The sequence below is a fragment of the Shewanella sp. NIFS-20-20 genome, from assembly GCF_019209865.1.
Taxonomy (GTDB): Bacteria; Pseudomonadota; Gammaproteobacteria; order Enterobacterales; family Shewanellaceae; genus Shewanella.
On sequence record NZ_JAHUTT010000016.1, the window covers coordinates 1 to 15,841 of the forward strand.

Here is a 15,841-nt window from a genome sequence, read left to right on the forward strand (position 1 = left end):
CGATTGATATGAGTACGCGCCAAAGCTTCTGAAAGTTGCATAAAAAAATCCGATGACAAGGGGTCATCGGATTTTGATCCTTTCAGTGAGATCGTCAAGCGATCTGTCTTAACTGATCGGCATTACGGCATTTGCTGGGCTTTTTTGCAGCAAAGAGAATGATAATGAAGATAACACGTATCGTGATTGTTGGTGGCGGCACGGCCGGCTGGTTGGCGGCTAATCATCTTGGTAAGGCTTTGATGCATCGGGATGATGTTGAACTCACTTTGATTGAATCGCCAAAGGTTGCCACGATTGGAGTGGGGGAGGGCACAGTGCCAGCGATTCGCCAGTCACTGCAATCCTTTGGTATTAGCGAAACTGAATTTATTAAACATTGCGATGTGACCTTTAAGCAATCTATTAAATTTGTTAATTGGTTAGATAGCGCCAAGCACGGTTCGCTTAATGCTTACCATCACTTGTTTGATAAGCCGAGTCCAAATGGCGAAGACCTCAGCCCATTATGGTGCCAAGACCGTTCGCAAACTTATGCCGATTTAGTGTCATTGCAATATCAGGCGTGTGAAGCGGGTAAGGCACCAAAATCAATCACTACCCCAGAATGGCAGGGGCAACTTGGCTATGCGTATCATCTCAATGCGTTAAAGTTCGCGCAATTATTGGCTGCGAATGCCAAGCAAAAATTTAAGGTTGTGCATAAACAAACCCATATCGAACAGGTTGTGGTGGATGAGTCAGGTCATATTCGCGGCTTAGTCAGCCAAGATCAGGGGTTACTCAACTACGACTTTTATATCGATTGCAGCGGCACTGAAGCCCTGCTGATGTCAAAAGCCTTGCAAGTGCCTTTTCATAGTGTCGCCGAGCAGTTATTGGTCGATACCGCATTAGCGGTGCAAGTACCGACCGCGCCACAGCAAGCGATCCCCCCTTATACCGTGGCTACCGCACATCAAGCCGGTTGGATATGGGATATTGCCTTAACCCAGCGGCGCGGGGTCGGTTTAGTGTACTCGAGTCAACACATGGATGAGGAAACAGCAAGCGCTAAGCTGCGAGCATACCTCGGCCCTGAGCATAGCCAGCTGCCCTTTAGGCGTATCGATATGAAGGTGGGTTATTTAACCGAGAGTTGGCGTGGTAACTGTGTCGCCTTAGGCTTGGCTCAAGGTTTCTTAGAACCCCTCGAAGCAACCTCGATTATGTTGACCGACTTTTCCGCCAAATTATTGGCCGAGCGGATCCCGCAAACGGTCGAACAATTACCTCTCTTAGCGCAGCGATTTAACGCGATTGTCGGCCATGGTTGGCAACGGGTGGTGGACTTCATTAAGTTGCACTATTACTTGTCAGATCGCAGCGATAGTCAGTTTTGGCGCGATAATCGCAATCCGCAACACCTGTCGAGCGAGTTACAGCAGCGATTAGCCCTTTGGCAAGACTCACTCCCTCAGCGTGCAGATTTTTTCAGTAAGTTTGAAGCCTTTGATGTCGATAATTATCTCTATGTCCTTTACGGCATGCATTTTTCGACGCAGTTGCCAGCAAATCCTCCACCTGGCTTATATCAGCAGGCACAGCAATTAGCCGCGGCGGCGCAGCGAGTGCGACAAGCCTTGCCAGAGCACAGAGACTTAATCGAACGCATTCACCAATATGGGCTTCAAAAACATTAATTTCGGAGGCGATGTTGCGTTTGTGTTGAATAACTTTTTATTTTTGCGTCAAAAATAGGTATAACTGTTGCGTCTTTGGCGTAATTGCACGGACAAAAAGCCGAGCCCGCCACCAAAATAAATAATAGGAAAAGGGATATATTCATGACTCAAGCCATTACTTTGCTGGATCATACCAAACACGGTCAATTGAAAATCGGTGCTCAGGATCTGTCGCACTTACAAGACCAACATATTGTTCCAGTGACTCTCCATGAGTTTCCACGTGTCGCTGTTGAATTCCCCATCGTGTTTGTTAAAAATACTGAAACGGGTGAGTTTCAAGCCGTTGCCATGTTAGGGTTAAAACCTGGCCAAAATTTATATGTTAATGACGGACGTTGGACCGGTTTATATCAACCGCACGTGGTCCGTGATTATCCACTGGGCTTAGTCTTAAACCCAGAGGTGAAAGATAAGGTTTGGATTGGAATTCGTGATAGCAGCCCAAGTGTGAACGATAACGAAGGAGAAGCCTTATTTAACGGCGACCAAGAAACCGAGTTTTTAGCCACTCGTAAGCAAGCTTTAATTGAACACTTCCAACAAGATCAAGTAACTAAAACGTTGCTGAATAAATTAGCCGAACTCGAGTTGCTCGAGTCGCAAACTTTAAATGTCGACATTAAAGGCGAAAAGCGCAATATTAATGGCTTGTATTTGATCAGCGAACCTAAGCTGTCGGCCCTGTCGGAAGAGCAATTTAGCGAGTTACGTCGCTTAGGTCTGATTGGTCCTATCTATAGTCACTTGACCTCGCTTAACCAAATCCAGCGTTTAGCGCGGACTGAAGCCAATAGCTAATCAGCGATGACTGCCAAAACAAAAACCGCGACTTAGGTCGCGGTTTTTGTTTGATGGTGAGAAAGTGTCAGTCGGCGATGTTGGTAAAATGATAATAAAAGTAAAATAGATGTAGAAATCTTTTGGTGGCTTGTGTAATCTTAAATGACAGCGTTGTCATTTGCTTGTATGACAGCGCTGGTGAAGGTCTGCATGAATGGATGAGGTCTCCTTCATGCTTGTTGATTGCTGTTACTGTGTTGGTGACGGTTATTTGGAAGGCAATTGCCGACCGTAATGTTTACTAGTCTCTCCCCAGATACTACATGGGCTGGGTTCATCTATGCGATGTATCCAGCCATTTTTTTATCTGGCGTCAGGCGCTGTCAAGCCAGAGTGTCGTCCTTCTTAGGCATGATTGGACTAGACAGAAACAGTTAAACCAAGGAAATCGATGAAACCTATCATTAGCGCATGTGCGTTTGTTATGACGATGTCCGTGTGTGAGTTCAGTTATGCCAAGGCTCACCTTGAAGTCGCAGCCAGCCACCAAGCCACAGTGCTGGCAAGTTCTGCCAGTCAACCCCCAATCAATGAGTCAGAACGCGCTCAGGCGCAGCTCAAGGCGATTGCTGATAATCTTAAGGTGAATTATCAATTGCTCACCAATGTCGCCGATGATGATTGCGTAGCGCTTACCGGCAACAAGCAATGCTTCAGAGCGCAGTTGGTCTTTACTTCCGCTCAGGAGCTTGACCTGAATCAGGTCGCGATATATTTCAGCCATATCCGCCCCATTCATAAAACGTTAGTGGCGGCTGCTAACATTGAACGCCTGCAAGGGGATTTACACCGCGTGGAGCTAAGTGGCGCCGCTGCCCACATTTCGGCGGATACCCCGCTCGTGATCCCATTTATTGCCCAGTTATGGCAATTAGCCGAAAGCGATGTCATGCCTAATTATTATGTGGTTAAAGCGGGACTTGAACCGGAGATCATCGCCAGCACCCGTTTACTTACCGATGCTGAGACTGGCATGGAAGTTAAGCCGTATGCGCAAGCTTTTAGCGATGAGAGTAAGCATTACCGCCGTGGTAGTGAAGATCAACTATCATGGATAACTACCAGCCAATTATATGATGAAAATCAGCCCATTGACTTGAGCACCGCACGGATTGATAGCCAAATTATCCCCAGCCCTACTGATATTAAGCGCCTCGGCTCAGGGTCATTATCGCTGGCGGCGGGAATTAAGGTCAGTGGTGAGGTAAAAGTGGCCGATGTCGCACTCGAGCGCTTAGCCAGTTTGGGGCTAACTCAGCAGCCGGCGGGGGTTCATTTACAGCTCGACTATAACCAGCAATTGGCGGATGAGGCATATACCTTAGTGGTCAATGATGACGGCATCAATATCCAAGGAGGCAGTGCTCGCGGGATGTTTTATGGCTTGATGTCATTAGCGAGTTTGCTCGATGTCGCGCAGCAAAGTGTCGCCAAGGTGTCGATAAGTGACAGTCCGCGCTATCCATTTCGTGGCGTGCATATTGATGTTGCTCGTAACTTTCATGATGTGGGGAAAATCCACAAACTGCTTGATCAAATGGCGGCCTACAAGCTAAATAAATTGCATCTGCACATGGCCGATGACGAAGGCTGGCGTTTGCAAATTCCTGATCTGGCTGAATTGACCGATATTGGGGGTAAACGCTGTCATGATCTCAGTGAGCACTCTTGTTTACTGCCGCAATTAGGCAGTGGTCCCGATCCCCGATCGGCGGTGAATGGTTATTACACGCGCCAACAATATATCGAGCTGTTGCGCTATGCCAAGGCGCGTCATATTCAGATCATTCCCTCAATGGATATGCCGGGGCATTCTCGGGCTGCCATTAAAGCCATGGACGCGCGTAGTGCTAAGCTCAGTGGTGCAGCCGCGCAGCAATATCGCTTAAGTGATCCCCAGGACACCACCCAATATTCGTCTATCCAGCACTATAACGATAACACCATGAATGTTTGCCTCGAGTCGAGTTTTCGCTTTATCGATAAAGTGATCGACGAAATCGCGCTTATGCATCAAGAAGCCGGAACGCCATTGAGCTTATACCATATCGGTGCCGATGAAACGGCAGGCGCTTGGCTTGAGTCACCGGCATGTCATGAATTTGTCGCAAATAACCCCTATGACGTGACGAGTATCGAACAACTGGGAGGCTATTTTATTGAGCGCATTAGTCAGTTGTTAGCGGCCAAGGGCATTGCCGTAGCCGGTTGGAGCGATGGCATGAGTCATACTCGCTTGGGGTATATGCCTGCCAATGTGCAATCTAATATTTGGGATAGCCTCTATCACCAAGGGCATGTGAGGGCGCACCAACATGCAAACCAAGGCTGGGATACCGTGGTGTCCGTACCGGACGTCTTATATTTTGATATGCCTTATGTGGCCGACCCTAAAGAGCACGGTTATTACTGGGCGATGCGGGCGAATTCTACGCGTAAAGTATTTGAGTTTATGGCGGGCAATCTCGCTGCCAATGCCGAACAATGGCACGATATCAATGGTAAGCCTTATGTCGCCGATGACACCAAGCAACTGGACGCAGCAGGCGTCACAATCCAAGCGCCTCTCGCCCCAGGCCGTGATGTTATTGGTATTCAAGGCCAGATTTGGAGCGAGACGATTCGCTCTCATCAGCTGGTGGATTATCTGACGTTTCCGCGCTTGCTAATGTTGGCTGAGCGCGCCTGGCACAAGCCTGAGTGGGAGGTCCCCTATCAAGCGGAAGGGGCCATCTATCATCAGGACAGTGGTTACTTTACTCCATTAATGCGTCAGCAGCAGCTACAGCAATGGCAGGTCATGGCCAATACTTTAGGTCATAAAGAGCTGCGTAAATTAGATCTGGCCAACGTCGCCTATCGAGTGCCTTTAGCTGGCGCGCGGGTCGTCGACGGTTTGCTACACATGAATAGCCGCTTTCCTGGCCTGCCGCTGGAATACCAAACTCAAGATGGTCGCTGGCATCGCTGGATCCAAGCCGTTGCTGTTGATTTACCCGTGAATGTCAGGGTGCGTTCAGCCACTGGCGAGCGAGCCGGTAGGCAATTGACCCTAACTAACTAGCTGAATATATAAGTTTTACTTTCTGGCGAATCTTAATGTTGGCCGCTCAAATCATAACTGGAACCGCTTGAATAATTAAAAATGACAACGCTGTCATTTTTGCGGTAACATGTTCTTAACGATATGCGCTTGCCGTTAACAGGGCGGCGCCCATGGACAGATGTCAAATGAGGGATGAGATGATCTCTAATGCGCACATTCAATTGCCACTGTATTTAGGCATAGATGGCGGAGGCACTAAGTGTCGAGCTTTACTGTATTGTCAGCAACGCGGCGCGTTAGGTGTCGGTGTTGCTGGACGAGCCAATCCTTTACACGGTTTACAGCAAACCTTTGATTCGATAACCCAGTCAGCCTTATTAGCGTTGGCTGATGCTGGATTAGCGGCGAGTCAAATATCAGAATTAATCGTCGGTGCTGGGCTGGCAGGGGTTAATGTGCCGCGGTTATTTGAGCAGGTGATTGCATGGCAACACCCGTTTAAGGTGTTGCATTTAACCACGGATCTCCATACTGCCTGCCTCGGGGCGCACGGCGGAGAAGATGGGGCCGTCATTATTACTGGTACCGGTTCTTGTGGCTATGCTCACATGGGGGATCGCCAAGTTATCTTGGGCGGGCACGGGTTTGCCCTCGGTGACAAAGGCAGTGGGGCATGGCTTGGGCTGAAAGCGGCCGAACATGTACTTTTAGCCCTCGATGGCTTTGCGGAACCTACGAGCATGACCCCCAAATTATTAGACTTTTTTGACTGCAAGGATGCTATGGGGATTGTCGGGCAATTAGCCGGTCAATGTTCTAGCGCTTATGCCAAGTTGTCTCACATCGTTTTTAGCAGTGCTGAAGAAGGCGATGAAGTCGCTCTGGCGATTGTTCACGACGGGGCTGGGTATATTAATCAACTGGCCAGAAAGCTCCTCAGTGTTAGCCCCAGTCGTTTTGCAATGATTGGCGGATTAGCCGAGCCTTTGCATCAATATTTAGCTAGCGATGTGACTCAAGCGATTAAGCCTATTGTAGCCGCACCCGAAATGGGGGCGGTCATGTTTGCCCAATATTCAGAAAATTATGCCGGACATTAAGGAATTACACATGACTCAAACAATTATGGAGCGCGAAGCTCGTCAAGCCCCAGCGTTGATCCGCGAACAGTTACAAGCAAATCAAGACTTAGCCACTGAAATCGGCCAGAAATTACGTGAATTCAAGCCAAAATTTGTGATGATAGTCGGCCGTGGTTCATCTGATCATGCGGGCGTATTTGCCAAGTATTTATTGGAAGTCGAATTGGGCGTGCCAACCTTTGCCGCCGCACCATCGGTTGCCAGTGTGTATGGTAAAACATTGCAACTTGAAGGTGGCTTGGTGATTGTGATTTCACAATCCGGGCGTAGTCCTGACATCTTAGCTCAAGCGCGAATGGCCAAAAAAGCCGGTGCGTACTGTATCGCGTTAGTGAATGACGAGACTGCCCCTATCAAGGATATAGTCGATCAAGTTTGGCCGTTACGCGCAGGTGAAGAAAAAGCCGTTGCCGCCACCAAAAGCTACTTAGCCACCTTATCGGCCTTGTTGCAATTAGCGACTAATTGGTCACAAAGTGATGAGTTGCAAGAGGCTCTCGAGACGTTACCTGGTGCATTACAAGGGGCGGTTGATGCCGAGCCACAGTTAACGGCAACCGCTTTAGAAGGCGTGAAAAACCTAGTGATTTTAGGCCGTGGTTTTGGCTATGCAGTATCGAAAGAAATAGCCTTAAAAATGAAAGAAGTCGGCGGCGTGCATGCCGAAGCCTTCTCCAGCGCAGAGTTTCTCCATGGTCCTGTGACCTTGGTGGAGCAAAAATTAACTGTGATTGATGCTTGTGTGGCCGACGAATCTTATGCCAGCCATATTGAACAAATCGAAAATGTCGCGGCCCGTGGTGCCAATATGATCCACTTAAACCAGACGACTGAAGGCTTAGCCGCCCGAGTCGCGCCCTTGGCATTGTTACAACGTTTTTATATTGATATGGCTGCGGTGGCGATTGCTCGTGGTATCGATCCCGATAATCCTAAAGGTCTGAAAAAAGTTACCCAAACTTTATAATCGATAGTTTTAGTAAGAGGTCAATTGCAATGAGTACACACTTTCGGGCGGAACAACTGTTTGATGGACAGCAATGGTTGTTTAATGTGGATTTCTGTGTAGAAGCGGGCCGCATAGTGTCCTTAGGTGCATGCTCAAGCAAGCGGCAGCCCCAACAACTGTTCGGTAAGGTGGTGCCTGGCTTTATTGATATACAAGTCAACGGCGGTGGTGGGGTGCTATTTAACAGTACCCCGAGTCAGGAAGGCATACGCGCCATTGCCAAGGCGCATGCACGCTTTGGCACCACGGCGATGTTGCCGACCTTGATCACCGATGATATTAGTGCCATGACGGCTGCCAGTGAAGCGATGGCTCTGGCTATCGCGGCGGGAACTCCTGGGATACTTGGCATCCATTTCGAAGGGCCACACTTATCAGTCCCAAAGAAAGGGGTGCATCCCGCACCGCATATCCGCCGCATTGCCGATGCTGAATTACATCAATTTTGCCGGCAAGACTTAGGACTTAGGTTGGTAACCTTGGCGCCGGAAAATGTCTCGGCCGACGTTATACGTCAATTGGTGAACGCTGGGGTTAAAGTTTGTCTTGGTCACTCCAATGCCGATTATGACACCGCCATGGCAGCCATCACCGCCGGTGCTGATGGATTTACTCATTTATTTAATGCGATGTCAGCGCTAGGCTCTCGCGAGCCTGGGATGGTGGGTGCAGCGCTCGACAGTGATGCCTGGTGTGGTCTGATTATGGATGGTCACCACGTTCATGCCGCCAGTGCTCGGATTGCTATTCGCGCCAAGTCCCCAGGCAAAGTATTGTTGGTTACCGATGCGATGCCGCCGGTTGGCGATGAAGAGAACAATAGTTTCGAACTATTTGGCCAAGAGGTGATCCGTGATGGTGACCGCTTGAATGCCAGTACCGGCGAGTTAGCCGGCTGCGTGCTCGATATGGCTTCAGCGGTGCGTAATAGTGTCAACATGCTGGGACTGTCGTTAGAGGAAGCATTACGCATGGCCTCCTTATATCCTGCCCAGTACCTTGATATCGCGGAAGACCATGGTCATCTACAAGTGGGCGCGCGAGCCGATTTCGTCGTGCTCGATGAGTCGTTGACTGTCGCTAAAACCTTTATTGGCGGTGAACTGGTCAGTGACAACGTTTGAATGAATAGGGCTGAGATAATAATAACAAGGATGCCTCATGAACCAATGTAGCGCGCCGATACTATTGAGCAGGGGAGACTAGATAAACGAGCAAAAAAAATAGTGCTGATTTATCTAGTCTCTGGCTTTATATATTCCGATAGGAAACTGTTGATCCAATTTTAACCTTGGTGCCAAAATAGCCTGCAGGGCTGCGCAATCTAAACCCAAGCTGCGCTCCTTTAGATGCTGGATAAATGAAGGATCCACTCGCTGAAGCACTGGCAGCTGAAAGGTAAACAACAGGTATTATGCCAAGCACAGCCCACGTACCTGAGCCTGCGTCGTCTCTCAAAATTTCTACAAACTGGCCAACACCTTGTTCCGTTGTAGAAAGTTTAAGATTAATATTCCATTCGTATAAGCCATAGTTAGGAGTCACAAAACTAACTCCCATGGTCCCTCTAATATCTACCTGTTCAGTATCGAAAACATATAACCCATACGGATCTGTTGTTACGTTATCATCGGATAGTGTTTGCATTGATAGACCCAGCGCATAGGCTAGATCGTTGAAATCCCATGACCCGTTAATGTCAAAGTTATCTTTCACAATCAACTTCGTTCTGTCAAAGTTCGGTAATCCGGTGATAATTGGCTTATTAAGTTCAACTTTGTTATTACTGATACTGTTATAGCCAACATGCACGTGCCCATCATTAGTGTATTCTATCGCCGCGCCAATGGTACCGCCGATAATGTTGATACCACGGCAATTATCCAGCCTAATACGCCCGGTTGCTGCATTGCCATTGTCGTACAAGTGACAACCTACTAAATCATAACCAAAGGCCACCTTTTCAGCCCAAAGTTGGTAACTATTGTTGTGATTAATATTTGTACCAACAAACATGCCATGATGTGGATTCCCGCCTGCGGTTGGGTGGCGTAAATGCAGGCCACCTCCGTTACCAGAAATAGTCCCACCAATCCAGTTAGTATTGCCAGTCTCTTCCAGCACACCTCTATTGGCATTGTCTGTCGAAAAACAATTGGTTAACGAATGGTATTCTGCAGGGAAACCGTCTAAAAATTGAAAGCCGTCCCAGTTTTCTCGACATGTAAGACCGTTGGTGTAACTGCGTCCGACCGTGCCAGATAATAATCCTCCGCCATTAAACTTGACACCAACCGATTTAAAACGTTCAATAATGATGCCACCATCAATCGTATGCTTAAGCGCATTTGGTCCAACACTTAATCCAATAGAACCCGCAACTTCAGACGTTGGCTTATTCGTTCCCCGTGTAATTATGCCTTTGCCGCATAAGCGCCAACCTATGGAGTCTCCTAAAAAACAAACACCGTCATCAGACTGCGTGATAGTCGCGTTTTGGAATTTCACTACTTGACCAGCTGGGATGACGTAAACCCCCGATTTAGCATCATCAATATCGATCAAAAAATGCCGATAATTGGCAGCCTGCGCCCATGCTGCTATACCATACTTTTGTTTTAACCTGCTTAATGATGCACTATCAGATGACGATAAATTTCCATTAATAAACGCCTGTGCCAGATGGTCATCATTCTCTGGATCAAACTCCACCCCCGTCTCAGCCAGCGCATTCTGAAACTCAGCAATAACATGATTAAACCAATCCGCACCAGGGTAACTGGGAACATTGTTTTCACCTGACTCAGTAAACCAGCCTGCTAGGCCTGTTAGTGGCTTACTGGCTGGGCGCTGTTCGGCTTGTGAACCATTCTGTAACGGATGCATGTTAACTCTCCTAATCGAAACTCATTTAAACGCTGTTTAAAGCGGGTTTATTGCTAAAGAAAAATGCCTAAACGGCGTAGTAAAATTCGTAATACAAACCGCCTAATTTGTAGCGGTTTAAAGTGCATTCAAGCACTCTGGCGTCACTGGCCAGCAGTGGGGTTAATACGTCATCTAAACAGGTCATATACGCACCTGGAATACCAGTTACTGTTACACGCAAAATATAGCGATATTGCTGCGGCCATAATGGGTAAGTACAACCTCGTAAACAGTGGTGGGGGAACACCTCATCAACGCTTACAGTAAATCCCAAATCCTCTGCTAGTCGCTGTACGTTCCAAGCCTGTAAACCACCCTTGCGATGATACTTTTCAACCACGGCATAACGGCGATATTCAAAGTTAGAATTAGGCTCTGCTATACACTCAGGCAGGCCTAAATATTCTTCCCATTCATCAAGCAATTGCTGAGTGGTTTCTGGGCGCATTTCTAACAACAAGTTATCAGCGCTTGCCTCGGCTCGCTCTAGCCTTGGTGCGTAACCTTGGGCGTACTTATAAAGGTCTAACGACGTAGCGCGCTGCCAAATTACCCCGCGGGGCATTTGGGCCATAATGGCGTTAGTCCACTGCGCTACGCTATGCGCCATTGATAGTACCTAGTGCGTGCAGCTCTGTTGCTAACGCGGTTACGTCTGCATTTAAATCTAAGGTGTAATCAGTCACGCCAACGGTTGATCCAATGGCAGTGCGCACCCCACTTAACAGCAAGGTATCACCTGGTCCTAAAGTGTTAATGTACGCCTCGATGCTGGCTTTTACACTTAGCTGTAATTCAGGTGATTCAGGCGTTAAGCCAATCACTAAATTGGTGGTTTTCAGTGTTAGCGGAATATAAACCGCCTCAATGCCTCCTGGACGGCCCACATCAACACCAGTTGCAGGGTCAGAATGACGATAGATATAAGCCTCCATCGCCACTTGGTCTTGGTAAGTAGGTAAGATGTCCACTCGGTCATCAAAAACAAACGCATAACCTACGGTGGCAGGGCCTTGATAATTGTCCTCAGCCCAGGCGCGGTTAACGCCTGCCACTTCACGGCACCATGCCACATAATCATGCACAGCGCCGCCCATAGGCGGGTTACGCTTGCGGAATAAAAGCCGCTCAAGCACCTTAGCAGCAGACTCTAAATCGGCACCGCCAATCAAACCACTGCTAATACCGTTTGGCTGTATGCCTGGCACAGTAGAAACTAAGGTTAAGGTTTCACCTGCAGGCAGGTTACCTGCTGCGCCTGGCTCTTCTGCTTCAACTTGCACAATAACATTGCCAACCGATGGCGGATTAGATAGCGTCACTCGATACAAGCGGCCATCTGAATGCGTCATCACGGTGTCAATAGGGATAGCGGTATTACCCGCAAAAGTAACTTGGCCTGCCGCGCTTGTGGCCAGCTTTTGAATAACGCCTTCATATCTGGCGGTATCAATAATGGTTTGGTCTTCTGATTCAGAAGAGGGGATTATCTGGCGTACTATCCAGCTTTGAAAATCATACAGGTCACGAACGCTACCACTCACCGCAGCATTAAGCGCCTGCTCAATGCCAAACTTAGGTAAGATGGTGTCTAACGAGGCTTCAATATCAATTAAGCCGCTGTCGATTAAACTGCGTAGCGTAGGTACATTAAACGGCACGTTGCGTCTCCCATCGTTTTGACACGGTAAACGAGATAACCTCGTCATCAGGTTTAGTGATCACAATGTTCAAGGCCAAGGTTTGAAAACGCGGAATAGACCCCGTCACTTTTACGCTTTTAGCCAACGCACCATCACCGGTATCTTTAAGCATCCAAGCCAGTGCATCTTCGGCATATTTAACCGCTTTATTACGCACTTCTGTTGTCAGCTTTTCGCGATACAGTAACCACAATTTACTGCCCCAAGGCGCATCGTAAAAAGTGTCACCTGGCCAACCTCTAAGGTCGTTAGATGCATCGGGCAATTCATCTGAATCATCCGCTCTTGCATCAGTAAACAGTGAGATCAAAACGAGGGCGGATATCTCACCATCGATATCACCACCCTCGTTGCTGCCATCAATCAGCACACCTGAATTTTTCACCATGTCGAACACGATGCTTACACTCATAAAAAACCTATTGCGGTGTGGTTGTTGGTCTACCTTCTGCGTCGTTGTGGGTGTGGCCTAGGTAAGAAATATTATTAGCGCTTAAATCAGATCCAGTAACAACACTGTCTGAGGTAATACCGCTAACGGCATAAATACCGAGGTCTGTTGATATGCCACCTGTCACATGCAAAGGGCCTTGAATTAATGTTTCAGGTGAGATGATAGTAAAGGAGTTGGCGACTTCGAAAATAACGTCGGTTGCTGTAACCAGTATCTTTCCGTCTTTGGTCAAGCGGATTTTATGCCCTTCAAGATGGTATAGAAAAACATCACCACTTTCACCTTTTGGACGATATTTTTTATCTTCAACGGCAATGGCCACCAAACCAGAAAGCGACCCACCCAGCGCGGCCAATATCGCCTCAGAGCCAGCAGGCGGAACCGAGCTAATACCATAATTTTGAAAGCGCTCAATATTATCTGCTGACTCATCGGCATGCATTTTTACCTGTAGGTTTTGCCGCTGCAGGTCTTCAACAAGGTCAGTCACAATGGCACGGGTCAGCATGCCAGTAATGCGGCGTCTAATCGGTGCAAGTAGGCGATCAATATAACGTTCAGTTACCACTTTTCACACTCCATTGATCACCACTTAACTTCGTTTCTTTTGAAGCTTCTGCAGGTATATCCATCGCATCAGGTTTAACCACACTAATCACCGCCAAACGGCCTGCATCGTCTTCGCTAAACATTATCGAGGCAATCAACATCTCTTCATCTAAACCTAATATCTCATCGATAACAGGGGTAATGGTATTAATGTTCCAAAGCTTGCCCGTTTGCGGAATGCGCCAGCCTGTTACCGTATATTCAGCAGTGTTTGATTTACCTATGCTGCGTTGGCGTTCCCACTGGCCGCGCTTAGCTGCGCCCTCTGCCGTAGTGATCTCTTCATTGACAATAATCATAGGGCGATAACGGCTAATATCACTGTCTGTAATATCGGCTTTAATACCGCCAACGGTAGATAATGCCGAACCATCCCACTTTTCACCAAAGGCAGCACCTGCGGCTTTAACGGTAAACTTGCTATACCGCTGACGCCAACTAAAACGGCCACGGGCAGCAAGCACGTTTTCACCCAGTATCAATGACACACCCGCCTTAACTTTACTGGCACGGGTGATCACCAAATTACCAAAGGTATCGCTGGTCAACAGTACGCCACGCTGTCTAGCCAAACGTGATAACAACTCATGCGGGGTTTCACCTTGCTCAATTTGAATGCGCGCAAAGGCCTCACCCACATCAGTATTAACAACCACTTTTATGCCAAACGGCTTGCATACTGTGTTCGCTATCTGCGTTAAGGTTTGGTTGTTAAACTGGCCGCTTGGGTGGTCAACTGAGCAATCAACTAGGTCAGCGGTTTTATCACGACCACTCACACTAATGGTCACCGTGGTGGCATCATAGCTTGGGATCCAATCATCAACGTAACCCGTAATAACCCGCTCGCTGCCAATATCAACCGTGCATGCTTGGCCTTGCTTAATGGGTTCAACAAACGCTTTATATTGCTGCTCGCTGCCTTGCCACTTCCACGTTAGCTCTAACGAGAACGATCCAGACATCGCCTCAAGCGAACGAGTCACCTCAACCTTAGTCCAGCCCTGGTAAACATTGCCACCGGCTTTTAATACAATCGGTTCAGCCATCAGTTTATTACCTCAACCTTATCAGTAGGCAAAATAAACGCAGGGTTAGCAAAACCGTTACGCTGCACTATGCTATCGCGGCGCTCTGTGTTGGCCGTTTCTTGCCATGCAACTAATGCAACCGGTACCGACTCAATAGGCTTGTAAATGCTCACCTGTGGCAATAACTCTGCACGGGCGCGCGTATCGGCTAGCACTGACTGCCTTAACACACGCATATTACGCCACACGGACGAACGGCTACTCTCTACTGCAGCTGCTGCGTAAACAGCTAATCTATCAGCAATGCCATAACCAATATTTTTAAGCTGCTGCCCCGTTAATATCGCATTACGCTCAGCACCAGACAGGCTTTGTAATACTGTTGCTTCATCATCAAGCTTTTGCACAATATCGGCATCGCCCAACGCCAAACATTCAGACAACACCGCACGGTTAAGTGTTAAGTTTTTAAACGCCGCAGCATTGGCGATTACCGCTGCCTGCTTTGATGGATTAGCCAGCTTAGGTACTGAGCCAGCCTTACCCCCTTCGCTTGATATATCACGTGCTAAGCCACCGGTAATAGCCAACTCTGCACGGGTACCTTGCCAACGGTTTTGCACGTTCTGATAAACACCTAAAGCGCGGATTGGGTCTTTAACCACGCCTTTAATGTCTTCCATCAGGCCCATTGCTTCACGTGCCAATTCACCCGGGTAAGCAAGTAGCTCACCTATAGAGTCTTTAGCGCGCATCAATCTATCGGTCCACTCACGCAGATCATCAGGCAATGAGGGCAGGTTGCGGGTCAGCTCATCTAAATCATCTAAAAACAGATCAACCATATCGCCAGCACCTTCTAAGGTGTCGGTATCAAACTCATCTTCAAAGGCTTTATCAACGGCATCTTTGGTGTTATCAGCATCAGCATTAATCTGTTTAGCGGTATCTGATTTGGCATTAGGAAATAGGTTTTCACCCACTTCAAATACTTCAAAGTTAATGGTGGCGGTACCATCAATGCGATTAACCAGCTTGTGGCTAACCTTGCCAACTTGCACTTTACGAATACCAAACCATGGGTGAACAAGCTCACCGGCACCAGGCTTGTTTAATGCTTCAAGAATAGCTTGCAACTGCTCAAAGTAATCAGCACCCACCACGCGCCCACTAATGCGCTCTTGGGTAAGCACCTTGCCGTTATCTTCGGTATAGCCAATCTCTTTTTTTGGGTAAGCATGGGGAATAGCACGACGGCCACTTTCGCCATCGGCTTCTTCTAATAAAAATTCAACACCTCGAAACGAGGCAGTTAAACGGTCTTCAAATGCCATTTAAAGCTCCTATAACTT

General features: G+C 47.9%; 13 protein-coding genes. 6 read left to right on the plus strand and 7 right to left on the minus strand.

The features are described from left to right. Positions 1 to 164 precede the first annotated feature (164 nt). The 6 genes from KU855_RS07100 (at position 165) to nagA (ending at position 8,888) form a co-directional block, all read left to right on the plus strand. A complete protein-coding gene (locus KU855_RS07100) occupies positions 165 to 1,682 on the plus strand; it encodes a tryptophan halogenase family protein (RefSeq protein WP_218529612.1) in 1,518 nt (505 codons plus the stop codon). Between the two features lie 144 nt (positions 1,683 to 1,826). Then, entirely contained in the window at positions 1,827 to 2,525 is a 699-nt protein-coding gene (locus KU855_RS07105; protein ID WP_218529613.1) for a SapC family protein, read from the plus strand. Between the two features lie 433 nt (positions 2,526 to 2,958). Further along, entirely contained in the window at positions 2,959 to 5,631 is a 2,673-nt protein-coding gene (locus KU855_RS07110; protein ID WP_218529614.1) for a family 20 glycosylhydrolase, read from the plus strand. Between the two features lie 179 nt (positions 5,632 to 5,810). Further along, positions 5,811 to 6,713, plus strand: coding sequence for an N-acetylglucosamine kinase (gene nagK / locus KU855_RS07115; RefSeq protein WP_218529615.1), 903 nt, complete (start codon positions 5,811 to 5,813; stop codon positions 6,711 to 6,713). Between the two features lie 10 nt (positions 6,714 to 6,723). After that, entirely contained in the window at positions 6,724 to 7,722 is a 999-nt protein-coding gene (gene nagB-II, locus KU855_RS07120) for a glucosamine-6-phosphate deaminase NagB-II (RefSeq protein ID WP_218529616.1), read from the plus strand. A gap of 29 nt (positions 7,723 to 7,751) precedes the next feature. Further along, the gene (gene nagA / locus KU855_RS07125; protein WP_218529617.1) at positions 7,752 to 8,888 is read left to right on the plus strand and encodes an N-acetylglucosamine-6-phosphate deacetylase; all 1,137 of its coding nucleotides are present in this window, start codon (positions 7,752 to 7,754) and stop codon (positions 8,886 to 8,888) included. A 127-nt stretch (positions 8,889 to 9,015) separates the two neighbouring features. Here the strand turns inward: nagA and KU855_RS07130 are convergent, their stop codons facing one another. The 7 genes from KU855_RS07130 to KU855_RS07160 all read right to left on the minus strand — a co-directional run bounded on the left by KU855_RS07130 (position 9,016) and on the right by KU855_RS07160 (position 15,823). Beyond that, the gene (locus tag KU855_RS07130; protein ID WP_218529618.1) at positions 9,016 to 10,650 is read right to left on the minus strand and encodes a hypothetical protein; all 1,635 of its coding nucleotides are present in this window, start codon (positions 10,648 to 10,650) and stop codon (positions 9,016 to 9,018) included. 67 nt (positions 10,651 to 10,717) lie between these two features. After that, positions 10,718 to 11,302: a YmfQ family protein gene (locus tag KU855_RS07135; RefSeq protein WP_218529619.1), complete on the minus strand. Its 585-nt coding sequence runs from the start codon at positions 11,300 to 11,302 to the stop codon at positions 10,718 to 10,720. Then, positions 11,292 to 12,353 carry a baseplate J/gp47 family protein gene (locus tag KU855_RS07140; RefSeq protein WP_218529620.1) on the minus strand — a complete coding sequence of 354 codons (1,062 nt, stop codon included), beginning with the start codon at positions 12,351 to 12,353 and terminating at the stop codon, positions 11,292 to 11,294. Before KU855_RS07140 ends, KU855_RS07135 begins: the two co-directional genes overlap by 11 nt. Then, positions 12,343 to 12,807 (minus strand): phage GP46 family protein, encoded by a 465-nt coding sequence (locus KU855_RS07145; RefSeq protein ID WP_218529621.1) that lies wholly within the window; start codon positions 12,805 to 12,807, stop codon positions 12,343 to 12,345. Before KU855_RS07145 ends, KU855_RS07140 begins: the two co-directional genes overlap by 11 nt. 7 nt (positions 12,808 to 12,814) lie before the next feature. Further along, positions 12,815 to 13,417: a phage baseplate assembly protein V gene (locus KU855_RS07150; protein WP_218529622.1), complete on the minus strand. Its 603-nt coding sequence runs from the start codon at positions 13,415 to 13,417 to the stop codon at positions 12,815 to 12,817. After that, positions 13,407 to 14,507 (minus strand): phage baseplate assembly protein, encoded by a 1,101-nt coding sequence (locus tag KU855_RS07155; protein WP_218529623.1) that lies wholly within the window; start codon positions 14,505 to 14,507, stop codon positions 13,407 to 13,409. Before KU855_RS07155 ends, KU855_RS07150 begins: the two co-directional genes overlap by 11 nt. After that, a complete protein-coding gene (locus KU855_RS07160; RefSeq protein ID WP_218529624.1) occupies positions 14,507 to 15,823 on the minus strand; it encodes a DNA circularization protein in 1,317 nt (438 codons plus the stop codon). Before KU855_RS07160 ends, KU855_RS07155 begins: the two co-directional genes overlap by 1 nt. Positions 15,824 to 15,841 lie beyond the last annotated feature (18 nt).